Here is a 26,207-nt window from a genome sequence, read left to right as displayed (position 1 = left end):
CACCCTTAATAACACTTTAGAAGTTTGTGTTTATTATTTATATTTAGATTAGTTAAAATTACGAAATTTTACAAATTGATTGTTTTTATAAAACCTATTAATATAATTAATAAAGTATAAAACATCAAAAAGAAGGAAGAACGCCCTTATGCAATTAAAGAACATTGAAGCTTTTTTAAAAATTGTGGAGAAGGGAAGTTTTTCTGCAGCTGCAGAGGCTTTATATATTAGTCAACCGACCATAAGCGTTCGTATCCAACAGCTCGAACAGCAACTGAATTCTCCATTGTTTGAACGGATCAACGGTAGAAAGGTACAGTTGACGCAAGCTGGAGAAAAAATATTACCATATTTCCAAGAAGCCTTCAAACTTATTGAAAAGGCTTACGGTGAACTTAGGGAAATGCCTATTCAGAAGAAGATATTACGAATCTCCTGCCCCAATCATATGGGGGTCGAAATCATGCCGGAAGTACTCAACGTTTTGTATGATTGTTTTCCAAACTTTGAATTCCCAGTTAAAATCAGTACAACTGATCTTATCATGCAAGATATTCGAACCGGTGTAGTCGATGTTGGTTTCGGTTACATTCAGGTGGAAGAAAACTATCCAGATGTCTCCATGATCAAAATTGCAAACGAACAGAACATTCTAGTTTGTGCACCTGATCATCCCCTTACAAAATTAGAAAAGGTTGTAACGTCCGATTTATCTTATCAAAGGATTATTGTATACAACAAAGAATTTTATTCCACACGAATAGTAGAACAATTTCTAGAAAAAAAACAACTGAAAGAATATCAGCAAATCGAAATCAGCAACATCGGTTGGTTAAAAATGATGGTTCGAAAAGGGATGGGAATTGCTTTTTTACAAGAGGTTATCGTTCGGGAAGAACTCAATAATGGAACACTTGTAAAACTTAATCTTCGCAAGTCACTTCCCTCTACACCGATTTACTTAATTTTCCATCCTTCGGTAGACCAAAAAATAAAAGATACGATGATTGAAACGTCGAAAAATTTGTTCTCGAAATATTAAGTTGATAGAAACAAATTTCAGGATCTCACCCATACTCCTTTGGTTCACTTTAATGTTGACCATGAAAAAAGGGGCACATAAGAAAAAAGGATGGACACCCGGTCCATCCTTTTATTTATACCATATCAAATTGTTTAAACCCGGTTTTATCAGCCAGGTAATCAAGTTTTTTGTTACGGAAGTAGTGCACGCGCATTTGTAATCGTACCAGTTGTTTTGATGGACGAGACTGGTTCCTCTTTTGCAGTTCTTTCCTCGCTTCTTCCGTCATTTGGAACATCGATTCACCCTCCAACCTTTATTTCTTCCCTTTATGAAATCACGTTTTCTGTACCAAAAAAACAAAACCAAAATCCCACTGGAAATGAAGCACCTTGGCTTGTGTCACCTAAACAGTCAGTTGGTCCATAGTAATCTTCCCGTCTGTCAAATTGTACGAATGTGCTATCAATCTATTGGAAAATGAATCCCATTTTTTTTTTGCTAATCTTTTGTGATCTGTGTTGTCCTCCCTTTTTAATAGATATTCATTTTATATAACATCCGTGGTATATTAGTTGTAGCTTATAAAAGATCATCTTTCTTCTATAAACAACAAACATTTGATGAGGTATAACGAGCGATGGAAAATAAAAATCAAGAATATTTATTATCATCGGTAAAAAATGCACTCAGACTATTGCGGAGTTTTTCATTGGATGAACCAGAAAAAAAAGTAACAGACCTAGCTAATTCATTAGGAATCGGTAAAAGCACCGTGAGTCGTTTATTAGCAACCCTGGCTAGTGAAGGATTCGTGATTAAAGACCCCGAAACACAGAAATACCGTTTAGGTTTGTCCATTCTTAGTTTAAATACCGTCGTGACATCTAATCTAGAAATTAATCGAGAAGCACAACCAATTCTTAAGCGATTAGTGGACGAGGTTGAGGAAACCTCGACTATCGCTGTGTTAGAAGGGATGGACGTCGTTTACTTAACACGGGTGGAGTGTAAGCATCCTGTACAAATCTTAACTCACACAGGGAGAAGAAACCCTTTTCATTGTACCAGTTCCGGAAAAGTGATGCTTGCATACCAAAAGAAAGACCTTATTGAACAATTTATTGAAAGCGGGCTGCAGAAATATACCATTAGCACTATCACCGATCCTGATGATTTTCGTTCTGCCCTAAATACCATAAATCAGCAGGGATATGCCATCAGTATTGAGGAGTTTCGAGAAGGTGTCACCTCGGTAGCAGCACCTATCCGCGATTATACCGGAAAAGTGGTTTACGCCATCAGCGTAACAGGGCCTACCCATCGAATGAATCCTTACAATACTACCCTCATCAATAAAGTGAAAAATGCAGCCAAAGAAATCTCTGATCGGCTTGGTTACTGAAAATTTGATACGTAGAATAACCCGGTGTACGTTCACCGGGTTATTTGCATTTCTAAGTGTCTCCTAAAACGTAAAACTCCTCTTGGCTGCGCGCATGCCCCAACCGCACCGCCGGAAGTTGCTTTAATAATGACTGGATAACCATGTTCAGTGTCTTGTGTAAAGATTCGATTCTATTGAATGTTTCACTTAAAGACGGGCTGAGCCATCCCTTGGGCCGTTTTCCTGTTGATTTTTCAATGGTATCTAACACATTCCGAATGGTAGCCCGTTCTTGTTCTTCTTCTAAATTGTTAATGAAGAAAGAGTTTGACGTTCCGTGCCCCATCCATTCCCAGTCTAATTCTTGTCCCGCTTGAATAATCTGCGGATAGAAATCACAGACATCGGAATTAAAAGCCGCGGTCCCCCTCACACCCTCCATTGAAACCCAATATCATAATCGATGGGAATGGGCAGGATAAACAATGTTACTTCTCACAACCAATAGTGGATTATTAAACGCTTTCACTTTTTGGTACATAACCTGCCTGACTGGGGATGGAAGAATAATCATGAACACGTGTCGGTATGAGAGCAAGCATGGCAAGAATAGCCATAACAGCAAAGGAAAGCATGTAACCCTCAAGATTTAAAGAAAAGCCCCCTAACCATCCTACTACGATCGGGCCAAATATCGAACCAAGCCTTCCAATTCCAGCGTTCAAACCAATTCCACTTGCCCGCACATTTGTTGGATAAATCTTAGCTAGAATTGTATTAATCCCAGCTTGAACTGCCGTAAATAATCCGACTAATACACCTAAGAAATAGATATACACATTGGAGCTCCCCATTCCGAACAATACAATACTAATAATCAGAAAAACAAAATAATAAATGGTAATCTTTTTGGCACCAAACCGATCCATTAATTCACCTAAGATTAGATTTCCGGCAACTTGGGCGATGCTGACTACAAGTCCATAGCTGTAACTGCGCACTAATCCATGTCCAGCCTTGACCATCAGTGTGGGAAGCCAGCTCGCATACCCATACATAAATAACAGAGTAAAAAAAGTTGTAAACCATAAAAGCACGGTGGTCAAGGCCATGTTTCCTTTAAACAAAAGACTGACTTGAGCCAAGGAATTATTATCCTCTATAGCTTCAAGCCTGAGATTTTCAACGCTGTTTGAATACTCTGCATAACCTAAGCGTTGCAGGACCTGTCGAGCCTTCTGTATGTCCCCGCGTTTAATCAAGATTTGTAATGATTCTGGTAGCCAACGTGCAAGAACAATGGCGTAAAGGATGGGTAGTAATCCAATAGAAAACATACTCCTCCAACCAAATGAAGGAACCACAAGGATCGCCAAAACACCAGATAATACCCAACCAACAATCAAACCAGCATAAACAGAAGATACGTAGAAGCCACGTCTATGGGGCGGTGCGTATTCTGCAGCTAAAGAAGCGGCAATTGGCATGACTCCACCCATTCCAATTCCTGCCAGTATTCGTAATATCGCAAAACTAGTGTAACTATTAGACAAAATAGTGAGACCCGTAAAAACAGAAAACCATACAAGACCAAAGATCATTATAGGTCGGCGTCCAAATCGATCAGCTACTGGCCCTAAAAACAATGAACCAATTAACAATCCGATTGCTCCGTATGAGGCAAGGGATCCCAATTGCAACGGGGAAAGATGCCATAGATGTTCTAATTTAGGCATGACGTATGGCATAATCATCGTATCGTAACCTTCAAATATCATGACGAAAACAACCATGATGAGCACCATGTACCGCTGTCTGGTCATGGGAAGTTTTTCCATCATACTGTTCAAACTAACGTTTTTTATTTTTTCCACTCTATTACCTCCTGTTACAGGGCTTCAATTTAAAGAATCCTCTATACTCTATCTCACATGCTTTCGTTCTTTTTCTCAAGTTGTGAAAAAGCTTAAAAAATGCGGCTTGAAGGGGATGGCGAGCCGCCCTTCAATGGAGACGGAAAGAACGGGCACAAAGTAATTGCTTACTTTGTGCCCCTTTTTGTATCTTAAATCGGTGTTACGAGTAAAGTCGGTATCACCAACGAATCATACACCACCTTTTTCTCCTTAAATTTTGGCCTGTTTCCTTCAAATATCACTTTGTCAATATATCTACCCACGTTGTATACTTCGGAATAGCCATCCATCCTCGTTTGGAAGACAGCATAGTTGGTATGGACCATATAGCCATCCCTTTCCTGGTCAACGATGCGTATACTGCTCACCAGGTGGCGGTATACATGCGATTCAAAAATGTTCGCTTGACGGTGTGCTGTAACCCGATCCTTCAGCATCCCTTTGCTATCACAATAGATGATCGAAGCCGGCATATTTCTTTGGTGATTCTCTCTGGAGATGATCTGATAAAGACAATCTTCCGCAAAAAATTCAGGCCATTCCTCTAGTCGATCTTCATCGATACACTGTACATAAGCATGTATAAGTTCCTCGATTTCTGCCTGGATTTCTCTTTTCTCTTTAAAAGCTTTAACTTCCATAATCTTTTCATCCTCTCCTCTCTATTAATAACCCATCAATTCTCGATAGTTCTTCCAAAAGCCGCGAATGGAACTCTCCGTGGCCCGGAACGGTTGGCTTTCTACACTTGTCCCTCCCATTTCGACAAACGACTGTTCCTTTTCTCCACCAACAATGCCTTTTTGAACTAACTCTCCTACTCCCCCATCCTCAAGGGATACAAAACCTGCAGGGCCAACTAAATTAGATTGTTTCAACCGAATTTTCGTCATTTCGTCATCATCATCTGCAAAACCTAGGTAGGTCCAGACTAACTCACAGGAATCCACCCCTTTTGGTAGGAGCTGGCGAACGGCTAGGGCATTGTGAATTTGCTGTACAATCATATTAGGAAATAAGGATTGAATAGCGAGAGTAATGCCATCAGGGAATTCGTTACGGCCTACAAGCAGGGAAGGATCCTTTAATTCATACTTGGAAGAATACGAACGCAAATCCGAATTTCGATAAGCTTCGAGATCCTCATTAAGACTTCCATAGGTGTAGCTAACATGATGACGACCTGTTTCGTCCAAATCGATCCCGCCCCGCTGAGACAAGCGATTAACGCCAAATGTTGAGAAAAATAGATGGAGCAGGCTGGCATGATAAGAGTCTTTCACATTTTCAAAGTAAAGTTTCCAGTTATTTTTCATAAGCTGGCGTTGATATCCAAGAACGGTGACAGGTCGACTGAAAATACGGGATAGATAACCACACATCTTTTCCCCTAAATATTCTTGAACCGATTGTATTTGTTGATCAAAGGAACCAAAGATTACACCCAAATGGGTATCCACCTTTACTTTTTGCAGGGAAAGCTTCTCCATATCAAATCCCTGGGGCATTCCACCTTGTCCGTTTACGCCATTTTTAAACGGGACACCTTTTAAATCCCCTTTCATGTCATACACCCATGCATGATAGACACAAGTCAATGTTTTTGCATTCCCGCACTGATCCATACACACCGTAGCGCCACGATGTGCACAACGATTGACGAAGGCCTGAATGGACCCATCCATGTCCCGTGTTACGACAACGGGTGTATCTCCAATAAATGTGGTTTTATAATCCCCACGGTTCGGAATTTCCACTTCCAAACCCAGATAGTTCCACGTCGATCCTCTAAAAATAAAATCCATTTCTCTTTTATAAATCGTTGGATCTCCATAAACCTGGTATGGCACCCGGCTTACACCCTCATCTGGCCAGACCAACCAATCCCTCTCGTCTACTTTTGCTGTTGTCATATTGATTTATCTCCCTTCATTCATAGCGTTTCTGAAATTTCTAGTTTCTGATCTCACACAACTTAATAGTTCAATGGTTTTCAGTAGACCCGTTGGATCCGCAACTCCTTTGCCGGCAATATCCGGCGCGCTTCCATGGCCAATCGATGAAAAAAGTATGGGAGTTCCAATGGTCATGGCCGCTATGTGTTTAAACGCTTTCATTTTCATAGGGATATGGGCTTGATCATGGTACATGGCCAAATACATATCAAAGTTACCAATATTCGCAAATAAGGTATCACTGGCAAACGGCCCCTGGACATCCAAGCCATCCATTTGTGCCTGGACTATAGCCGGAATAATCACCTCTTGTTCCTCTGCACCAAACAATCCTCCTTCACCTGCATGAGGGTTAAGACCTGCTACGGCAATTTTGGGGCGATCTAACCCTAACATTCGGCCAGCGTGATGGGTGGCTTGAATCGCCTTGAGAATCAAGGGATACGTGATCAGTTCCAACGCTTTCCTCAATGAAACATGAAGAGTGGCGTTGACCACACGGAGTTGGTCACTCACTAGCATCAAAAAAGCTTCTTCTTCCTTCGTTCCTGTGAGACTGGAGACCAAACTTGGATAACCTTCAAAGAAAATACCGGCTTTTACTGCTGCAGATTTCGTATGTGGACCACCGATCACCACATCCACTTCACTCTTTAACGCCAAATCCACGGCCAATTTTGTATATTCGATCATCGCCCTGCCTGTCATAGCATCGCCTGCGCCGAATTGGAAGCCTTCCCTATTGATGATGTCCACATGGAAGAGGTCAATCACGCCGGGAATTGATACCGCTTGGCTCATCATGCTTATGGGATTCAATTCCACAGGTAGTTGAAACTTTTCTAAACATAAGGAAAGAATATTCAAATCCCCAATCAATACAGGCTGGCATGATCGATATACCTCATTGTGTTGTAACGCCTTCAAGGCAATTTCCGGCCCAATTCCAGCAGCATCGCCGATCGTAATGGCCATTCTGGGTTTTGCCAAACGTTTCACTTCTAGCCTCCTTGTGTGATGTGTCAATAATTACTAACTGTTTGAATTGTTTGTATTTTCATTATAGAATCAATTTAAATAGTGAAAATATGTGTTTTTCGCTATCCGACACAAGGGATCATTTTTTTGTCAAAGTAGAAGGGGGGATAATGATGGGACAACCCGAATTACTTGCTTCCGTTCAAAATGCCATACGAATTATGCGGGAATTTTCCTTCGATGAACCCGAACTTGGGATTACTGAATTAAGTAAACGGTTAGGCTTATCCAAGAGTGCTGTATACAGAATTTTGCAAACCTTATGTACAGAGGAAATCGTCCAACGAAATCCGAGAACTCGAAAATACTTTCTGGGAATTACGGCTTTTGAAATCGGTTGTGTGGTTTATAACGATATCGAAGTGTGTGAAGTGGCTCTTCCTTTGCTAAATAAACTAATGAATCGAGTTCGTGGTGTCATCCAACTCGCGATGTATGATCGGGGAAGCATTGTGTATTTACTCAAACTGCCGGAAGACAAAGAAACAAAAGTTTTCAATCGAATGGGTAAACGCGTGCCCGCTCATGCTACCGCGTCAGGAAAAGTCTTACTTGCCTTTCAGAATAAAAATGAAAGGGACAGCGTTTGCTCGGGAAAATTACAACCGCTCACTTCTTATACCATTACCGATCAAAAAACACTTCAAAATGAATTACATATGATTCCAGAGAAAGGATATGCTCTTTCCAAAGAAGAATTTAAGCTAGGTATGTACTCAGTGGCTGCCCCTATTTTCGATGAAATAACCAAACAAATTATTGCGGCCATAAGTATCACGGGAACACGAAATCTATTTTCCCACTCACAAATCCAAGCCTATGTATATGAAATGAAACACTACAGCCGCTTAATCTCTGAACAACTTCGACCACGTGAACGAGTCAGATCGACCACTACTACACTTGGTGGACCTTGAATTGACTTATCCGCCTTATCCAACTTCCATAATTCGCTTAAATTCACAACTAACCCCTCCCAAGATATCTTGTTTAATTCCAGCATTATTGGATTGGGAGGGGATTGATCGTTTATATGTTGTTTAAGTAGTGATTCGGAGGGGGAATTTTATGTATTCGGCTTTTGCTAATTCTTCTGCACAGGAAGCACATACTTTTTTACACTTGAAGTATGTATGAAGTCAAAATAAAAAAAGCCTCCTATCATTTTGCTAAATGAGAATCAACTATTGACAGGCGTTTTCTTATGTTGTTTTGCAAGATAGCGCCGGGCAAAATTTAAAGCCAAGTAACGGGTATTAAAACATGTAATCCCCTCAGGTACTTGATCATCTTTGATAAAAACAAAAACTCCATTTGCTTCAATTCTTGGGAACCACTTTTCTTCAATTTGCTGGTGGTCAGACCCTTCTTTAACCGTTAGAAGTTTAGCACTGGCCCTGTGACCGAATTTAATAACCCTTAACGATTCAGTTCCTTTTTCAGATACGACCTCAATAATGGGTTGTCCATTCAGCTCCGTGATTCGTTTTATACCATTTAAATCACCAAAATTTAAAACACACATTCAATTACCTCCTAATTTCTTTAAATTACATTACCTTAATTACTAAAGATCGTTTTTTATATGTAGGTTAATTACATTACCTTTATTTGATGGAACCGGAATGGTTCCCATAGTACAAAAATAATATGTCAGAGTGATGTCGGTTAGGCTAATTGGAATAAAATCTTTTACATGCGTTCGACCAGATTTATAAAAATACAGTAAAAGACAAAGATCTGTCTGCGTATTAGGGCGAATGTATGTGAATCGTTTAGGGTCTTTCTTAATATAACGCATTTGTATGAAAAAAATGTGTCTGATCTTTTATAAATTTGCGTGCTAACCGAGCTTATTAGAAATTGATTCTGGGATCTTAAAAAGAACCGAAATATAACCCTTTCCCAACCTAGTTTGCGCTCGACCAATCGTTGTAATATCTAAGAACAAATGTTTGCAATAAGGGTGAGTGAATTGGGGAAGGTTTCAAAGAGACAAATCTAGATTATGAAATTCATTCAGGAGCAAGTGATAGTTGAGGGATACCCGCCGACCATGGGTAAGCGGGTCGTTTTGTTATTTTAAATCTTCTTTATTTAAAAAAGCACCCAAGGCGATGATTGCTTTTTTCATCGCATCTTCGAAGGCATATTTTTTACCTATTTCTTCATCGAATGCTGCTTCATCAGCTACAGCAGATTTACCTACCGCTTCATATCCGCCTTTTAAAGTCAACAAACATATCGTCGTCCGCTTACCTATAAATGCAAATTCTTTGTTCTCAATTAATGACTTTATTTTGTTCCTCAACTTTTCTTCTGGAGTATACTCTTTAACGATGACATGTTGATGAACTACATGAAGATAATTATGTCCATGAGTGCAATGTTTGCAATGAACTTCTACCATCCGTTCCCCCACTCTCGCTCTTACATGATTAATCCCGTCACACTTAGGACAGATGGAGTCGAATTCAACATGTTCTGTCATTTGATACCTCCCTGATTTTTTACTTATCATAAAATCTGAAAAGATATTATTCAAGTGAATATTTTAAATTTTTTCTCATTTAACTCTAATGTTTATTTTGACAAAATAAAATAAACCCGCCACCCATGAAGGGCAGCAGGTTTGAGTCTATTCCTTAAGATATTCGATTGTTAAATATGTGACTTTTTATTCCTTTTATTGAATAACGCGTTGTATAAAGCTTGTTTTATTTCTTTTGTTGAGCATTCATATAATTGGCGACCTTTAATTTTGAAAATACCCATCTGAATTAATCGGTCGATATATTTTTGCATGTTATTTTTTATATCATTCATAAATACACCTCTATATATGGTATTGCTTCTTCTTCCTACAGATTTAATTATAGGTCACCTATATTACAACAATATGTTGAACAAATAAAAAATTATTAAGTTTAATTGAAAGTAAGACGGAAATGTACGTCTTATAACTAGGATTTAGTTAAAAGAGAAATAAAGATGGAAAATGTTCATCATAAGTATTTATGATAGTGAAGGGGATCCGCCAGTTTGAACATTTGCTCATCCGGACCAAAATCAGGTCAATTTCGACAAAACAATCTTTTTTACCATCTATTTATGTAGTTAATTGTCTAGCAAATAAACCTATCCGCTCCGCTAGATCGGCATATAATTAAGGTGAGAATCAGATAGGAATGAAAAGGAATGGTGAAAATGACCGGAGAGCATGTTTATAATTTGGTACAGCTTGGCATACAACCAGAAGTCACCTTTACTGACGATTGTCTGGTGGAATCTTTATCATTCCCTATTTATAAAGGGATGAAGGGAAGGCTGTTAAATTGTATTGCAGGAGATACCCGGTATTTAGGTGTATTTGATCTTTCTACCTATGCTCAATTTAATGAGGAAATCGAATTTAAGCGAAATAATTTGGACAATGAATGGAAACATGAGGAACTTGCTACGTTCGAATTTAAAAAAGGTACGCGATTTTGTTATTTTATTAAGCATGGCGAACTCAAGTTCACCGTCCAAACAAATGATGATTTTTATGCCAATTATTACACGAAGAAACCTGAACTTTTTTCTATGCAATACCTAGATTCCTGCATCAATCACTGTAGCTGGTAATACAATATCATAAGTCTAAAAGTGGTGGTATTATTTTTGCTACCCCGGCCACCTTTGCCAACGCGGTAGCCCCCGGTAAAGTTCCAGTAATCTTTGGATCCGGAGCCGGAGCCGGCGCCGACGACATGTTTGGGGCTGATAGGAAAGAGTACAATATTTGGATAATTTATTGAGGGTTCGTACATAATAACATCAGAATATCATCAGAGCAATCTCCCTGTTTATGGTATTGCTCCTCTCTATTTAGCAGACGTGTCATAGTGGCACGTCTTTTTATTCACGATTATTGACCGCTCCTTACTTAGAGGTGAGAATTTGAAACGGTTAGCAGCAGCCCTTCTTTCTCTTACGTTGCCTGGTATAGGGCAAATGTATAATGATCAATTGCTAAAGGGACTGATATTTATCTTGATTGAGTCCGTCATCAACATTTATGGACATCTAAACCAAGCAATATATTTGGACTTCCGTGGCTTTCACCGGGAGGCTGTCCAAACCATTAATTTTCAATACGCCTTATTTTACCCTCCATTTTATACCTATGTGGTATGGGACGCCTTCTTCCATGCAGAACCCAATGGACATCCCTATTCTATATTTATTTTTATTATTTCTGGATTCATTGGTACTCTTGTGGCTATTTTCGGATCATTATCGTTCGACGCCAAAGCGATAACGATTGGAATTTCAATGATTATCCCAATGATTACTGGTATCTTTATTTACAAAAATAAGACTATCGCCTCATCGAAAACCTGATTATACAAATAAAAACACGCCTAAGTTATTTACCCCTTACAATAGGCATACAAGTGTAGTTTGGTATTGTACAAGGTATGTTTTATTATTATATTTGGGATTTCAAGAGGGGTACGTGTCGCTCGGTCTTTTCCAGCCGATTCTTTTTGAGAAATCGGTCTTTTTTATGCGCAAGTCATCTGTTTATTTTGTCCTTTATTCTGTTGGTGACTGTAGCAACGTCTGGCACTAAATACCTTGGTATAATTATCTGACCAGGTGCGTGAAAAAAACGGATTTGGTTGAAATACCCAAACATGATCGGGGGAATTTTTGTACAAGATAATGCTGCAATGTAATGAAATAGGGAGAACCAATATGAAGATGAAACTTTTTATCGTGACTTTGTCACTACTCATGTTATTTCCAGGAACAAGTTATGCAGTTCCATATGATCAATACACATCAACAGGTAAGGATACTTTTTTCTCCTTAGCACAGCGGGCAGGTGTCAGTGTATCTGATTTGAGAGCCATTAATCCACTTATAGATCCAAGGAATATCTGGAAGGGATTGATGATTAATCTTCCAAACGGACATAAACCAATGACGGGGTTAATTCCGGCGAGTGAAGTATCCAGAAAAACATATACCGTACAAAGGGATGATACTTTTTGGAAAATATCCAACAAATTTGGTATCAGTCTTTCTTACTTGATTACGGCAAATCCAAAAGTAAAACATCCAGATCGCATATTTCCGGGATGGATCCTAAATATCCCAACTGCTCCATCCTCTGTTCCTTTAACTGCTAATTGGGAAACAAAAGCAGATTATCTTATCGCAGTTGCAAAGGATCAATTTGATTTTCCATATGTATGGGGAGGAACAACTCCGTGGGTTGGTTTAGACTGTTCTGGATTGACGCAATACGTATTTAATAAATTGGGAATTAAAATTCCTCGGACTTCAAATTGGCAATTTCAATCTGGAACCCCTGTAACAAAAGATCAATTACGCAAAGGAGACCTCGTATTTTTCAAAGAACATGGTTGTCCTTTTATCACCCATGTAGGCATCTATATTGGAAACGATCAAATGATTAATGCAGATACGGGTCCAAAAAACGGTGTTCAGATCGAATACATCTTCGGTGATGATTATTATGGGGCTTGTTATGCAGGGGCAAGGCGTTATATTAACTAGTGTGAAGTAATTGATAAAAAATCCAGGATGTGCCAACCAACCGGCGCATCTTTTTTGTTGACCAGCCTTTATTCCCATTATCGTATAAGTCTCCTTAAAACAGATGTGCCATGTTTGACACACCTCTATCACTGTTTTAAAGTTAACATCAGCATTTACTTAAACGGTTTCAGTTGTCACATGAACAAGCGAATGACCAATAGAATAATGGTTCAACCAACGAATATTGATATTACTTTAGCTAACAGCGCCAGTAATGCAAACACTTCTAACAGCCTTATAACCACGCGTAAATTTTTTTCCATTGAAAAATACCACTCAATCTGAATTATTTTACTTTCCACTTCCTGCTTCTTTTTGCATTCAACCACTACAAATTAAGCCTCCAAAATTTTTTTGGAGGCTTAGTTTGTAACTTTATTTTTATGCCTATAAATTCATATATTAGTTAAACCCCTTCCACACCCTCTTTGTTTCGCCGAAAGGAGAATCCGCTTAAACTGCGCATCCCATAAACCACATTTGCCGCCGTACACGCAACGACGTGTTTATTTGTTTTCAATGGTTGAGTAAATTTCGTATGATCCGGTATTTGTTTAAGTTGATGAGCCGTGAGTCCTTTTTTGGATAAGGCTTCCTCGAACTCCTTCTGAGCAGCCTGTTTCGCTTTAAACAGCATCATCTGTATCCTGCTCTGTACGTTGATCGCTCCATCCCCTGTCGTTTCAATCGGAAGAAAGATCGCTTCAGGATATTTTTCAGTGATGAGCGATTGAACGCCATCGGATACTCCGGAAGACGGCATGCAGCCGAATGGCTTGACGGAAACTGTCATATTCACTTTACGCTTGGCCACGTTAAGAATCAATTTTCCCACTTCCATATGTCCTTCTCCGCCGCGTAGCTGGTTGTTGTAATGGTCATGGGCAACCTTCGCGATTTCATCCATATCGGGCAAATGATAATCATAAAAGCCGAGTGCCTTGGCGTACATTTGGAAAGCTACTCGAATGGTACGGTCAGCCAATCCCAACATACGCAATACTACAGCGGGATTTTTCCCTTCTAAGCCATGACGGCCGGAGTCTGCTTTTCGTAGCTTCATTCTTTGAACGGTATCATAGCGCCCTTCCCAAATGAGATACAAGATCCAGGCCGTAACGGATTGCACTTCAACTTCAGCCCCTTCCTTTTCCAAAAAACGCTGCAATTGATAGTTGCCATCTCCTTCTGTTGTCATGGCCCAAAACTCGCCGATGATGCTGACTTTAGGTTTCACCTGAATCCGGTCAACGCGAACGGCTTTTAATTCTTTGCGGCATTTAAGCAATGCTGATCCGAGCCACTTTCGCTTACTTAAGGCATGATGCAAATACTGTTTGCAACGATCTATAGCGGCATCCGTTGCCCCTGCCTCCACTTCATAAGGACGAATACGGTAGCCTGCCGCATTCAAAATATCTCCCAAGAGGATCGCTTTCAGAAATCCAGCAAAAAATGACGTATCTAACTTAAGAGCCGATTCCTCACCGGTGGCCTGTTTTAAACCCGACTGTTGTTGGAACAATAGAACCCGAAACCCATCAAATCCTGCATCCCGCAGTGCCTTTCGGTACTCTGTAACATAGGTTCCAAAGCGGCAGGGACCGCAGGAACCTGCCGTTATAAAAAGGTAATTACGGACGATCTCCTCCTTTGATTTTCCTTCCACATCGCGAAGATGATGCAGATATTTAATGAGATTGCCTACCGTAAAATAAGTGGGATTGCACTGTCCCCGATTGCCGAACTCTTTTCCGTAACGAAGCGACTCGTTGTCCGGGCAGTCCATATGCTTTACCTGGTAACCCAATCCTTCTAATGCTCCCTCGACCAGATAATCCTGCGCCATGGTGAGCCCCCCAAAAAGAATGGTTGTACTTACTCGATCTTTAAGTAAAAACTGACGGGGAACAGGATCAAACCACTGTTCCTTTTTTTCTTTATTTAAACCTAATGCCGCTTCCTGTTCCTCTTGAAACATACGGAGCTCATCCTCAACGGAATGACGATTCTGGGGTTGTTCTTTATATGTGGTAGTCATGATGTGCTTCACTCCTTAGTCTAATAAAGTACGGACATCTTAATTTTCCGTGTGAAAAACTATATGCCTTTTCATATCACATTACCTGTTCGTTCTGTTTCTGGCTCAGCAGTTCCGTCCGTTTTCGCTCAATACGCTGTTGAAGTTCCGCTTTTTTGTGTGCCAAATCCTGCAACCGTTCTTCATGCAGGCTCAGGCTATGCGCATATGTCTTGACACGAATTTTAATGGAACCGCTCGGCTTATTGGCATCGATGTCATGTAATGCCGAATACGGTGTGCCTGCAGTTGATATGATCGAGTCAATCATTCCATAAGTTGGAGCATCATGTCCGCATTTAAAGCTCGACAGGTCCAACACGGCTACGTTCGGATGACGCGCGGCAAATTTGGCGGCCCATACCTTTTGTACACTGTTGGAACTGAAGTTTTCTGGCCACACATCGGTCACTTCCAATGCATATTCAACACGCCCGCTTTCCAGGTCCTCTTTGAAAAAACGGTGAAGCCACTCCTCATCCTTAGGTATCGAGCGCATAGACAAGATGGGATAGCCCATCACTTGAAACTCATCTAAAACGTTGTGGTTTAGACCCGGGTCTGAGTGATAAGGACGTCCAATCATGAGAATCGCAAGGCGATTTTCCTTTTCAACCTGCTCAAGAATCAATCGTCCCTTCTCCTGCATTTCCGAATCAAACAACTCCATGGCTTTCCAACCCTCGTCCACCGCGAAGTTACTTTCATCCTCCGTGATTTGAAGGTAATCTTTAAAAGCCTCATAGAGCTGCTTCCTCATTAGATTGGGTTCTGTAAATGTAACTGCCGGATCAAGGTACGCAATCCCTCTTGTCGCAAAAAAGTCGGTTTCTTTTGTAAAGGCGGCCTTAATGACATTTGGAGCACCGGCTACGATGGGGCAGCTGGCCGAGTCTATTACGTTTTGCAGATGGGTTGGTATATGCGTGATACAAGGGAAAAAGATGTAATCAAGCGGTTTTCGTTCACTATGGTGCTTAAACAATAGGTTATGGATATGAGCCTGCGCCACCTTAGATGGATAGCACGGATCAATTGAACCGTACTTTCCTCCTTCCTGCCACATTTCCTCACTTGTATTATCGCTAAAAATAAGGTTACGCTGGTCGATGCCAAGCGTTTCGAAATAGGTCCGCCAAAAAGGGGCAGTAGACCAAATGTTAAGTACCTTAGGTATCCCGATCCGAAGCTTGCTACGCCGTTCCATGGCTTCGATAGACGAGCGTTGAAACAAACGCCGAACATTCCTTTTTCTCACCCCGAACCAGCTGCGCTCTATGCGAATATCATCCACTGACGTATCCGGTTCAGGTAATGGCAGATAATCATAGAAATGCTGGAACATGCGACGTGCTTCGTATTCTACCAGGTTCGGATAGTGTTTCTTGAGTTCCTGCCGCTCTTTGGTTAGTTTGATAACGGCTTCCTTATTTTCAACTGTTCCTTTTTCGCAGCTAAAACCGGATATATAGCGTGCCATGTTTCCATCTGGTGTTTTCGAATCGATAAAGGTTCGGCTGCAATTGTTGGGGCAAAATGTACAGCGGGTTGATTCATCATTACGGGTCATATAATACAGGTTAATCGCTGCATCGAGGCCCAAAAACGTGGAATACCCCCGGCGCTTGACAACACGCAGTGTTTCCATGGCGGCCCCAATCGCCCCTGCTTCTCCTGGATGTGGGTGAACATATACTTCTGCATCTGGAACCCGCTGTTTAATGTAATCGACCTGAGCTTTTACGGCCGCTAAGTTATATTGAGTGCCTCCCTGTAAAACGAATTTGCGTCCCAGTTCCGCCATGCGTGGAATCTGCACCACATACTGCCATATATTTTTAGGCAATACGAGCGCTAAACCGGCTAATAATTCCTCCTTCGAATAACCTTCCTTTTGAAAATTCACCCGATCCGCATCCAGAAATACCGCGCAACCATATGAAAATTTAGGCGACAATTGCGCGTTAAAGGCTGTATCCGCATACTCCTGAACCGGAATACCGAACTGGTCCGCCATGGCTTGCAGTAACATTCCGTTCCCGGCGGAACATTGATTGGAGAGCCTAAAATTACGGATATCCCCGTTTTTAAGAAAAAGAACCTTGATATCCTGGCCGCCAATGTCACAGATGACGTCGATATCGCCAAATTGATGAACGGCACTCATCATATGGGCAACGGTCTCCACGATGTTGACATCAGCCTTTAACGTTTTTTCTAAAACATCCGCCGCATAGCCCGTGGCGCCAAAACCGATAATCTCCAAATCAGCTCCCTGTCCAGTCACCCTATCCCGGATTCTCTTTAACATTTCTTTCGTATCTTCGAGGGGATTGCCTTTGGAAAGCTGGTATTCCTTTAGTAAAATATTTCCACTCTCATCAACCAGCACAGCTTTTGAAGAAGTAGAGCCGCCGTCAAGTCCGATCACGCCTCTTACCTTCTGTCCAGGCAGGAAGGGAGCTGGTGTAAAATGTGGAATGCGATAGTGCTTACGAAATTCGTCCATTTCATTTACACTGCTTACTAGAGGCGGACCGGCATTTTCCCCGAGTTTTGCTTTACGGCCGTGAGCGATAAATTCTTTTAGACTTTCCAGCCCTGTATAGCTGCCCACGCCAACCGGTTCATGCATGCCGTACATAACCGCACCGTAAGCAGCATAATACTGTGAATTCTCCGGTACAAAAATCAGTTGATCTATGGGGACGTCTTTTGGATATTGGTATCCCCGCTCTTCCCACGTCTCAGGTATCCGCTTTCGCCAGCATTCTTGCAGAAAGGGAAGGTACGTATTTGGACCGCCAAGCAAAAGAACACGGTGTCGAAGCGTATTTCCACGAGTTAGGACGGAAAGGTTCTGCATAACAATCGCATCCGCTAAGGAGCACATGATTTCGGCAGACGGGATTCCGCTTTTCACCAGATTGACAATATCCGTTTCTGCAAATACACCGCACTTGGCAGCTACATGGTGTAATTTTGTATCGTCAAAGTGTAGATTGCCCACTGCGTCCATTGGCATACCAACTTTAATCATGCACTTATCAATCGTAGCTCCAGTGCCAGATGCACACTTGTCATTCATGGATGTCAGTGCTTGCTTACTCCCCGTTTCCTCGTTTTCCTTGAAAATGATGATTTTAGCATCCTGTCCCCCTAGTTCCACTACACTGCCAACATCGGGATGAAGTTGTTCCACCGCCATCGTGACGGCATTCACTTCCTGAACAAACTTCGCTCCAATGTGTTCGGCAATTGGGCCGCTACCGGATCCTGTAATAAATACACGAATGTTTTCTTGTTTGATATGGGAAAATTCATTTCCAATGAAAATTAAAAATTCTAAGACCTTTTCTGCTTGTTTTGTATTGTGACGCTGATAATCGGACCACAAAATTTCTTTGTTTATTGGATTCACTACTGTTGCTTTCACAGTCGTTGAGCCGACGTCAATCCCTATAATTAAAGAATCTACCCTTTGGTTTATATCCGCCATGAAACTACTCCTTATCCAGCTAAGATAAATTTATTATTTTTACTTGGTAAGTTATATATACATAGTGAAAATATTCTTTATGGATACACGTAATCAAAAAAAGCCATCCATTCTGCAATATTTACAGAACGAATGACTTTTTGTGTAGTACAAATTGGTGCAAGAGACGACTTCTTGCAGACGCATTATGGTAAAGTAGCCCACCTGACCTCAGGTGGGCTTTCCTTTTACTTGGATAAATTGGTTATTCAATTAATCACAAGCACACGCGATAATGACTAACAGAATGAAGAGGACAAGAATGACCCCAATTTCTTCTCTTTCACCAAAAAAACTCATGCTATCTCCTCCCATGTTCAAAGGATTTAACTACGTTTCATACTATGCAGCTGAGTAAGGACGAGTGTTAGATGAATACCCTTCTTTAACTAGTGGAATAGCCTGGTTTCACTGAACATCGAATTACGCTTGTCTATGTAATAAAAGATTATACTGTCTGGTGTATGAAATAATGAAATTACCATTATTCAACACAAAAAATCCCCGGCGACTTCAAGTAAGATAAAAGTACCTGACAGGGAACTTCAATCTTATCACCAACACACCATATATGGAGGTTGAAGTCACACGGGGTTGACATAGTACGCTTATACATTAAAAAAGGCTGCTAACATGGTTGTTAACAGCCTAACAGTTTACAGTTTATAACTTTACAACGTTTGCAGCTTGAGCTCCGCGGTTACCTTGGGTAATGTCAAAACTTACTCGCTGTCCTTCTTCAAGAGATTTAAATCCATCTCCAGTGATTGCAGAAAAATGTACAAATACATCTTCTCCACCTTCGACTTCAATAAACCCAAAACCTTTTTCTGCATTAAACCATTTTACTGTACCTGTGTTCATTAAGAACCTCCAAAAGATTTATTATAATATGTTTTTGATATTTACCGTAGAAAATAAAAATTCACATATTATCACGAGACATATACATCGAAAATATAACTCCTGATAACATGTGAATTATAAACATCAATACATATTTAAGCTTTAAATGAATTATAGCATAGGCATTGCCAAATAACAACAAGTAATCATCATTTTTCTTTTCTCTGCATAATTTATCTGATGTCCGGAAGTAGACTTATCATGCCTTATCCCTGTGCTTGTCTTGTAGGGATATAGTACATCAGGAAAAAAAGAAAGAGCTTGTGATTCTATCGATCTCAAGCTCTTCTAGCGTGCTTATGTTATTTATCGAACACGTCTGGCAGTTAAATAGCTATTTGTATACCAGGACCAGCTTAGATTGCTGTATGTTACGCCGCGCTGCGAATTGGCCGCGTCTACTACTTGTCCGTTCCCTACGTAAATGGCCACATGCTGCACATGGCTTGCGGATCCGAAGAAAACAAGATCACCTGGCTGCAGTTGTGACTTTGGCACATACTGCCCCTGGCTCATTTGACCCGCTGGACTCTTACTATGTAGATTGATTCCGTTCTGCTGGAATACGTAATACGTAAATCCTGAACAATCGAATGTTAAATGTGCAGGATCATATGTGTGAGCGTAATGTCCGCGCCCCACAATCGATTTAGCCGTTTGTACTACTCCATTTGCAGAATAAACTGGTGCAGAAGGTTGCACAACAGCTTGTTGAACAGGAGCTGGTGCAGAAGGTTGCATAGCAGCTTGTTGAACAGGAGCTGCTGTGGAAGGCTGCACATCTGTTTGTTGACTAGGAGCGGATGTTGTTACCTTTGCATGCGCATTTACTTTAAATTTAGGCACATATGAACTGTGAGCGAATGCGACATTAGTAAAGGCAAGCACACCAATGAACGTTAATGGAATAATTTTCTTCATAAAGGACCTCCGTTTAATGTGTATTTCTTGTTGCATATATATCGTATCATGTATAGCCAAGCTGTGGAGCTTCTTCATTTTTCCATTTAACGGATGTTATTAGCCTTCTTCAGTGGTATTTAAGTGGATTAATCCCTTACCGGGCTGCTCACTGGCATCCAAGACGCAAAAATCTTATGAATTTTTTACTATGACACCTTGTAGTATAAACTTGGTAATCTTACTTATCGAACCAGTATCATTAGCAATTTGCGTTGCATTTGTTAATATTGTAGAATACAATAAAGGCTTTTAATGAAGATGAGTCATGGACAAAATAAAAAGAGCCATTGAAGGCTCAAAATTAGCTACGTACCCCCATGTCACCTACATCCTACGTAGAAAGTGACACTTAATCAGATTACCAACCACAAATAAAGGCTCCCAGCAGGAACGATTTTGTATTTCAACTAATCATCTGACCATAATACACCTTTTGTTATTCCTGGAGTATTCCACAATTTGAGTTCTCTTACTAAACGATAGAACCACTCTCTGTCATTTGTATCAAGAGAAAAATCAATTAAGCTTGGTAAGTCTTTCGGATGTATCAACAAACTAGGTTTCAAGATAAGGTTTCTATTGACAACAAGCACCCCATAATTTTTTGGTATAGTCACGAAAATCCTTACCATTTTGTCATTCGTTTCCGTTATAAAGCCTGTTATTTTATGTTTTTCATGGATGGTATGGACCCAATCACCTACTTTCAATGGTATTGCCTCCTGCTGAATAAATTCCTTTACTTACAACGTATGAGCAAGCATTCGGAATCGATTGGGCAAAGCGGATTAAAAATGTAATCCCCCATATTTATCGATTTAACACAACGATATTTCCATACTTAAACTTATGGCGATAGGCAGAGTATCCGACGGTGAATTTGGTACTCCTGCCAGTTTCGCTCCACGGTACTTACCTAAAAATAATAACGCCTACCAGTGAATAACGGTAAGCGCTTGTTCGATTCTTTATCAATTCGTGCGATTATTTTTGCTGAGAAGTATTAGTAACGGTGTTCTGAGCTTGTGTTAATTGGGTTTTGGTTCGATTAACTTCTTCCTTTGCATTGTCAATGGCATCCTGAATTCCTGTTGCTTGAGCCTGTGCAAGTTCGTCCTTTGCCGCAGTTACATCATCTTGAAACGATTGAACAATGGATTGTTGAGACTTATCTACTGCTTGACTGAGATTATTATTCACTGTGTTCAGTTGTTGATTCTTCATATAAACTCTCCTTACAATTAAATTTCGCACGATGTTACTATTTGCTACAAAATGTATTTCATACTTTTTTTCTCAGGACGTTAAACGAATGTAACGCGTCCACTATTATCCTCAATAAACTATCCTCATCCCGGTAATTAGAATCAAGTGTGGCATCATGGGCACCAATCGGATACTGAGCGAATATTTTGTTTTTGACTATAAGAGCAAAGGATGATTCACGATGATTCCAATGTATCCGTATTACAGTTATGAGACACGCTGTCGGCAGGTGCCGATCACTTTTCCGCCGCAACATCAGGATGTACAGCCTGGTTTGGAGTATTTAATGAACCCGGCCCCAATTTCCGATAATCCCAAATACAAGGGAAGTGGAAAATTGGAGGGGAAAATCGCCATTATTACTGGGGGCGACAGCGGCATCGGCCGCGCCATCTCAATCGGCTTCGCAAAAGAAGGGGCGGATATAGCCATCGCCTACTTGTATGAACGCGAGGACGCCGAAGTGACTAAGCAGATGGTGGAGTATTACGGGCGCCGTTGCCTGCTGATCGAAGGTGATTTGCGCAAACCTGTATTTTGCCAGCAAGTGGTAAGGGAAACACTGGAGGTGTACGGAAAGCTTGACGTGCTTATTTTAAATCAAGCAGTTCAGTTTCCCCAAGAAAGCATTTTGGATATTTCTGAAGAACAACTCGAGGATACGTACCGAACTAACATTTTTCCGCATTTCTACATGACGAAGGCCGGGTTTCCATACCTGAAACCGGGAAGTTCAATTATATCGACGGCATCCGTGACAGCATATGCGGGCGCTCCTTTGCTTGTTGATTATTCTTCGACAAAAGGTGCGATCGTCTCGTTCACCCGTTCACTGGCACTTCAATTAGTTGGCCATGGCATCCGGGTGAACGCCGTGGCACCAGGGCCCATTTGGACACCGCTCATCGTTTCCAGTTATCCGGCCGATTATGTAAAAACGTTCGGTTTGGAAACACCCATGAAGCGCGCCGGCCAGCCGTTCGAACTTGCGCCAACCTACATATATTTGGCGTCGGACGATTCCTCTTTCGTTACGGGACAGGTGCTGCATGTCAACGGTGGTATCATAACGGAAACATAATAGTATGTTCGTCCAATGGACTCTCAGAAGCTTTTCTGTACAAAGTCACCTTCTGCAGCTTCCATTTCTGGCATTTAACTGGAAACATCGTTTTTTACTTATTCAAGTGATATAATGTTACTGTAATTTAAATTAATCTCGTTCTTTCTCACTGCCCGTAGGTTATGTGCTACGGGCATTTTTTTTGCAACGTTTATTTTTTTAGAAATTTAATGACCGTTTTTCGACCATACAGACTGTTGCTTTTATATGATGGTGTCTTGTTTTTGTATATTGTTACAAATAAATGGAATGCTAACATTAAGTTCCTGAGTAAAGTAATAATCTATTGTCTAAATCGCACGCATTTAAAGTAACGTGCCAGATTACCTAGCATCTTTAAAAAAAGAGGGTTTATTGTATGATCCAAACTTATGACTATATAAAAAATATGTTGAAAGATAAACAGGTTGCTTCGCTAATGCCTACTTCGTTGTATGGAGTAAAAAAAGTCTGTTCAAAGATGGATTTTACCCAGAAAAATGTCATCGTTGAATATGGACCAGCGACCGGCGTATTTACCGATTATATTCTGTCCCGGCTATGTCCTGAATCTCGAATCATCGTGGTTGAACGAAACAAAAGTTTCGTTTCAGTTTTACGACAAAAGTATAAGAGCCACCAGATCACTATTTACCACGACAGTGCGGAAAATATATTAGATATCCTAAATGACTCCGGCGAAAACAAGGCAACTTATATTTTGTCCGGTATCCCCTTTTCCTTCTTTAACGATCAATTAAGAGATCAAATTGTATCCGTTACATCAGAAGCCCTCTCAAAGGGTGGAAAATTTCTTTGTTACCAAACTTTTTATCAAAAAAATAATCATTTAAAACACCATATGGACCGGCATTTTACCCAAGTACATGACGAATATTGCTTGTATAATGTTCCACCTCTTCGGATCTATGAAGGAATAAAATAAAAAAGACACAGACTGTTGTCTGCGCCTAAGCGAGTTAACTAACTTCCACCTCTACGCTATTTTATAACTCAGGCAACAGCTCTGCCAACGGATTCGTTACTTTTTGGCTGCCATATACCGTATAGCCTGCTTTTTCACACCGTATACCGCCTGCTTCCTGTATCAGAAGCATACCGCCAACGACGTCATAGCGATTCGGGCGGACATAGACGGCTGCATCTAAACGACCACACGCAATGTACGCCAAAGATAATGCAGCTGACCCAACCATACGGATGCGGAACACCTCATTGGCGATGGCGCTTAACGCGGCGAGCCGGCAGTGGTTACTCTGCCGATTTCCTTCTTTCGAGAAATCCCCAAAAGAAACAAATGCCTCTGCCAGGGAGGCGTCTCGAACCTTAATTTTTTTCCCATTTAAAAATGCTCCTCCTCCTGCGCTTGCCCAGAATATTTCTCCAAGGGCAGGCAGCGAAGTGGCCGCTACTACCGTTTGTCCGCTGTGAACTAAAGCAAGGGAGATTCCATAGAACGGAAGGCCAACGGAATAATTCACAGTTCCATCGATGGGATCGATCACCCACTCGAAGTCACCGGAATTGCCAATCGCCCCCACTTCTTCACTAAAGATTCTATGTTCAGGGAAGTGTTCCTGAATGCGCTTAATCATCCAATTTTCCGCCTCCAGGTCCATTGCTGTCACAATGTCAGTCTTGCTTTTGAACGTTTCAGTACCAGCATTTCCGGCATTTGCTTTAATTATTTCCCCACATTCCTTAACAAGCTCTTTCGCAAAGGACAAATAGTTATTCCACATGATTATCTCCCCCAAGTTCTCATTCAATGTCTCTAATTTGGCTATGCTAGCCAGAGTGAATTTTGTCCAAACCATAACATAAGTACAGCACTTTGATCATGCTATCAAAGTGCCGGAATGATTAATGTTTTACATCTCTCACTTATCTACTTATTATTTTATCTCAGATGTGTAACATAATTCTATTATTTTCAACAGATACATGATAAACTTTTACTTTGTACCGATTAGGATCGACGAGTGACTCCCCAGTCTTAATATTGAACTCCCATCCATGCCAGGGACAAACCAAAATTTCTCCATCCATTCCGTAAATATATTCATGTGGTTTGGACGTCAATGTGGTTCCTGTAATTTTACCTTTACACAATTCTGCTTGTTCATGGGGACATACATTACGGATGGCAAAATAATTCTCACCGTCATAGTAAATACCGATACTTCGTCCCTCGATGCTTACAATCTTACAACTCCCCACTTCTATCTCCCCAACATTGGCTGCATCGTATTTCATCATACTAATTCACCTTCTTTATTAAGATGGTTGCTATTTATATGATAGATTTCAGCAGCGTTATCATATGCGACACGTGGGCGCAGATCCTCAGGTAGTTTATTTAAGACATACAACGGTCTGTCATTATCCCAATGTGGGTAATCTGTTGCAAACAGCACTGTTTTTTCTGCCCTCATCATTCTAAGCATTTGGATAAGTTCATAATTATCCGGTTCTTCAATAGGCTGTGTTGTAAATCGGCAATGGTCAATAATATATTCGCTAGGTTTCTTTTTTAACCATGGAACTTCGCTTCGCATCGCCCGAAAATTTTTGTCCATTCTCCACATCAAATGTGGTACCCACGCTAATCCCCCTTCGATGAAAATTACTTTTAACGTGGGAAAAGTTTCGAAAATGCCTTCACAGACCATGCTGTTGAGGTGTGACATTTGGTGGATCGCTAAGATATTGTGGCGTTCAAAATTTGTCGTAGGGTAACCTACAGCTGAAGTTGGGGGATTAATGCCTTCTCCTTGGCCACCACCGTGTATAGCAATTATTAAATTGTTACGGACTGCCGCTTTATAAATCGGATAGAATCGACGTTGTCCGTAGGGTTCACGTGATCCATCAGTTAAAAGAACCTGAACCACTTTCGGATGCGAGCCCAGACGATCAATTTCACGTGCTGCCAATAAAGGATCCTGAGTCGCAACAACGATAGATGCTAGCCACCGACTATCTGTTGGTATCCAATTGTCCAGAGTATAGTCGTTAAATGCAGAGGCAATTGCTGCCGCGTAGTCCGGATTATTATGAGCGGACACTGTAAGCAGGTTACCTGTCAGAATCGCTTTGCTTATATTGTAGCGGTCAAGTAAATCGACTTTGGCAAATTGTGGGTCTGACCCAGGTGGTAGTCCATTACCAGGTGCTGCATCACGTCGGTTCAGTGGAATCGGTTTAAAGATGGGTAGCGGGAGTGTTGCCTCATAGGCACTCAATCGATCCCACCATACCCTTGGAATATAAGGTTTTAAATCATTAAAGTCTTTTACTGACTGATGTACATCACAATCTATAATGCCGTGCTTTAAACTAGCTGCTTTATTTGTTGTGGAATGATTCATATGATCTGACCTCCCATTTTTGTTTAA

General features: G+C 40.8%; 27 protein-coding genes. 8 read left to right on the top strand and 19 right to left on the bottom strand.

The genetic code is table 11. The features are described from left to right. The first annotated feature begins 148 nt into the window (after window positions 1-148). Window positions 149-1,042 (top strand): LysR family transcriptional regulator, encoded by an 894-nt coding sequence (locus tag PP175_RS12595; protein WP_272443131.1) that lies wholly within the window; start codon window positions 149-151, stop codon window positions 1,040-1,042. Between the two features lie 115 nt (window positions 1,043-1,157). Here the strand turns inward: PP175_RS12595 and PP175_RS12590 are convergent, their stop codons facing one another. Further along, window positions 1,158-1,322: a hypothetical protein gene (locus PP175_RS12590; protein WP_272443130.1), complete on the bottom strand. Its 165-nt coding sequence runs from the start codon at window positions 1,320-1,322 to the stop codon at window positions 1,158-1,160. A gap of 342 nt (window positions 1,323-1,664) precedes the next feature. Between PP175_RS12590 and PP175_RS12585 the strand changes: the two genes are divergently transcribed. Next, the gene (locus tag PP175_RS12585; protein ID WP_272443129.1) at window positions 1,665-2,429 is read left to right on the top strand and encodes an IclR family transcriptional regulator; all 765 of its coding nucleotides are present in this window, start codon (window positions 1,665-1,667) and stop codon (window positions 2,427-2,429) included. A 52-nt stretch (window positions 2,430-2,481) separates the two neighbouring features. On the opposite strand, the gene PP175_RS12580 is transcribed toward PP175_RS12585, so the two are convergent. From PP175_RS12580 to PP175_RS12560, 5 genes are all read right to left on the bottom strand, one after another. Beyond that, a complete protein-coding gene (locus PP175_RS12580; RefSeq protein ID WP_272443128.1) occupies window positions 2,482-2,844 on the bottom strand; it encodes a polysaccharide deacetylase family protein in 363 nt (120 codons plus the stop codon). Window positions 2,845-2,926: 82 nt separating this feature from the next. Further along, window positions 2,927-4,285, bottom strand: coding sequence for an MFS transporter (locus PP175_RS12575; RefSeq protein WP_272443127.1), 1,359 nt, complete (start codon window positions 4,283-4,285; stop codon window positions 2,927-2,929). A 191-nt stretch (window positions 4,286-4,476) separates the two neighbouring features. Beyond that, window positions 4,477-4,968 (bottom strand): aromatic-ring-hydroxylating dioxygenase subunit beta, encoded by a 492-nt coding sequence (locus PP175_RS12570; protein ID WP_272443126.1) that lies wholly within the window; start codon window positions 4,966-4,968, stop codon window positions 4,477-4,479. Between the two features lie 24 nt (window positions 4,969-4,992). Beyond that, on the bottom strand, window positions 4,993-6,240 hold the full coding sequence (locus tag PP175_RS12565) for an aromatic ring-hydroxylating dioxygenase subunit alpha (RefSeq protein WP_272443125.1): 1,248 nt from the start codon (window positions 6,238-6,240) through the stop codon (window positions 4,993-4,995). Window positions 6,241-6,246: 6 nt separating this feature from the next. Then, window positions 6,247-7,281 (bottom strand): PdxA family dehydrogenase, encoded by a 1,035-nt coding sequence (locus PP175_RS12560; RefSeq protein WP_272443124.1) that lies wholly within the window; start codon window positions 7,279-7,281, stop codon window positions 6,247-6,249. A gap of 149 nt (window positions 7,282-7,430) precedes the next feature. Here PP175_RS12560 and PP175_RS12555 point away from each other — a divergent pair, with 149 nt between their 5' ends. Further along, window positions 7,431-8,237, top strand: a complete 807-nt coding sequence (locus PP175_RS12555; protein ID WP_272443123.1) for an IclR family transcriptional regulator — start codon at window positions 7,431-7,433, stop codon at window positions 8,235-8,237. A gap of 263 nt (window positions 8,238-8,500) precedes the next feature. Here the strand turns inward: PP175_RS12555 and PP175_RS12550 are convergent, their stop codons facing one another. The 3 genes from PP175_RS12550 to PP175_RS29940 form a co-directional block, all read right to left on the bottom strand. Next, the gene (locus tag PP175_RS12550) at window positions 8,501-8,845 is read right to left on the bottom strand and encodes a hypothetical protein (RefSeq protein ID WP_272443122.1); all 345 of its coding nucleotides are present in this window, start codon (window positions 8,843-8,845) and stop codon (window positions 8,501-8,503) included. A gap of 552 nt (window positions 8,846-9,397) precedes the next feature. Further along, entirely contained in the window at window positions 9,398-9,811 is a 414-nt protein-coding gene (locus PP175_RS12545; RefSeq protein WP_272443121.1) for a Gp49 family protein, read from the bottom strand. 170 nt (window positions 9,812-9,981) lie between these two features. Continuing rightward, on the bottom strand, window positions 9,982-10,125 hold the full coding sequence (locus PP175_RS29940) for a Fur-regulated basic protein FbpA (protein WP_442870468.1): 144 nt from the start codon (window positions 10,123-10,125) through the stop codon (window positions 9,982-9,984). A gap of 393 nt (window positions 10,126-10,518) precedes the next feature. Between PP175_RS29940 and PP175_RS12540 the strand changes: the two genes are divergently transcribed. The 3 genes from PP175_RS12540 to PP175_RS12530 all read left to right on the top strand — a co-directional run bounded on the left by PP175_RS12540 (window position 10,519) and on the right by PP175_RS12530 (window position 12,891). Next, window positions 10,519-10,947, top strand: coding sequence for a hypothetical protein (locus PP175_RS12540; protein WP_272443120.1), 429 nt, complete (start codon window positions 10,519-10,521; stop codon window positions 10,945-10,947). 315 nt (window positions 10,948-11,262) lie between these two features. Next, window positions 11,263-11,706: a hypothetical protein gene (locus tag PP175_RS12535; protein WP_272443119.1), complete on the top strand. Its 444-nt coding sequence runs from the start codon at window positions 11,263-11,265 to the stop codon at window positions 11,704-11,706. A 357-nt stretch (window positions 11,707-12,063) separates the two neighbouring features. Beyond that, complete coding sequence (locus PP175_RS12530) at window positions 12,064-12,891, top strand: NlpC/P60 family protein (RefSeq protein WP_272443118.1); 828 nt, start codon at window positions 12,064-12,066, stop codon at window positions 12,889-12,891. A gap of 212 nt (window positions 12,892-13,103) precedes the next feature. Here the strand turns inward: PP175_RS12530 and PP175_RS12525 are convergent, their stop codons facing one another. From PP175_RS12525 to PP175_RS12495, 7 genes are all read right to left on the bottom strand, one after another. Then, window positions 13,104-13,262 carry a hypothetical protein gene (locus PP175_RS12525; protein WP_272443117.1) on the bottom strand — a complete coding sequence of 53 codons (159 nt, stop codon included), beginning with the start codon at window positions 13,260-13,262 and terminating at the stop codon, window positions 13,104-13,106. A gap of 77 nt (window positions 13,263-13,339) precedes the next feature. After that, window positions 13,340-14,974, bottom strand: coding sequence for a 2-hydroxyglutaryl-CoA dehydratase (locus PP175_RS12520; RefSeq protein ID WP_272443116.1), 1,635 nt, complete (start codon window positions 14,972-14,974; stop codon window positions 13,340-13,342). 76 nt (window positions 14,975-15,050) lie between these two features. After that, window positions 15,051-18,512: a BadF/BadG/BcrA/BcrD ATPase family protein gene (locus PP175_RS12515; protein ID WP_272443115.1), complete on the bottom strand. Its 3,462-nt coding sequence runs from the start codon at window positions 18,510-18,512 to the stop codon at window positions 15,051-15,053. Window positions 18,513-19,214: 702 nt separating this feature from the next. After that, window positions 19,215-19,415: a cold-shock protein gene (locus tag PP175_RS12510; RefSeq protein WP_272440957.1), complete on the bottom strand. Its 201-nt coding sequence runs from the start codon at window positions 19,413-19,415 to the stop codon at window positions 19,215-19,217. A gap of 348 nt (window positions 19,416-19,763) precedes the next feature. Next, window positions 19,764-20,378 (bottom strand): C40 family peptidase, encoded by a 615-nt coding sequence (locus PP175_RS12505; RefSeq protein ID WP_272443114.1) that lies wholly within the window; start codon window positions 20,376-20,378, stop codon window positions 19,764-19,766. 449 nt (window positions 20,379-20,827) lie between these two features. Further along, window positions 20,828-21,130, bottom strand: a complete 303-nt coding sequence (locus PP175_RS12500) for an IDEAL domain-containing protein (protein WP_272443113.1) — start codon at window positions 21,128-21,130, stop codon at window positions 20,828-20,830. 274 nt (window positions 21,131-21,404) lie between these two features. Next, window positions 21,405-21,644 (bottom strand): hypothetical protein, encoded by a 240-nt coding sequence (locus tag PP175_RS12495; protein ID WP_272443112.1) that lies wholly within the window; start codon window positions 21,642-21,644, stop codon window positions 21,405-21,407. Between the two features lie 223 nt (window positions 21,645-21,867). On the opposite strand from PP175_RS12495, the gene PP175_RS12490 reads away from it, so the two are divergent. Then, window positions 21,868-22,767 (top strand): SDR family oxidoreductase, encoded by a 900-nt coding sequence (locus PP175_RS12490; RefSeq protein WP_272443111.1) that lies wholly within the window; start codon window positions 21,868-21,870, stop codon window positions 22,765-22,767. A gap of 400 nt (window positions 22,768-23,167) precedes the next feature. Next, entirely contained in the window at window positions 23,168-23,734 is a 567-nt protein-coding gene (locus tag PP175_RS12485; protein ID WP_272443110.1) for a class I SAM-dependent methyltransferase, read from the top strand. Window positions 23,735-23,795: 61 nt separating this feature from the next. On the opposite strand, the gene PP175_RS12480 is transcribed toward PP175_RS12485, so the two are convergent. The 3 genes from PP175_RS12480 to PP175_RS12470 all read right to left on the bottom strand — a co-directional run bounded on the left by PP175_RS12480 (window position 23,796) and on the right by PP175_RS12470 (window position 26,180). Beyond that, the gene (locus tag PP175_RS12480; RefSeq protein WP_272443109.1) at window positions 23,796-24,551 is read right to left on the bottom strand and encodes an inositol monophosphatase family protein; all 756 of its coding nucleotides are present in this window, start codon (window positions 24,549-24,551) and stop codon (window positions 23,796-23,798) included. 163 nt (window positions 24,552-24,714) lie between these two features. Further along, window positions 24,715-25,068 carry a Rieske (2Fe-2S) protein gene (locus tag PP175_RS12475; protein WP_272443108.1) on the bottom strand — a complete coding sequence of 118 codons (354 nt, stop codon included), beginning with the start codon at window positions 25,066-25,068 and terminating at the stop codon, window positions 24,715-24,717. Continuing rightward, on the bottom strand, window positions 25,065-26,180 hold the full coding sequence (locus tag PP175_RS12470) for an amidohydrolase family protein (RefSeq protein ID WP_272443107.1): 1,116 nt from the start codon (window positions 26,178-26,180) through the stop codon (window positions 25,065-25,067). Before PP175_RS12470 ends, PP175_RS12475 begins: the two co-directional genes overlap by 4 nt. Window positions 26,181-26,207: the final 27 nt, after the last annotated feature.

It is taken from the genome of Aneurinibacillus sp. Ricciae_BoGa-3 (assembly GCF_028421645.1).
Classification (GTDB): Bacteria; Bacillota; Bacilli; order Aneurinibacillales; family Aneurinibacillaceae; genus Aneurinibacillus_B.
This window is presented reverse-complemented; position numbering and strand designations above follow the sequence as displayed.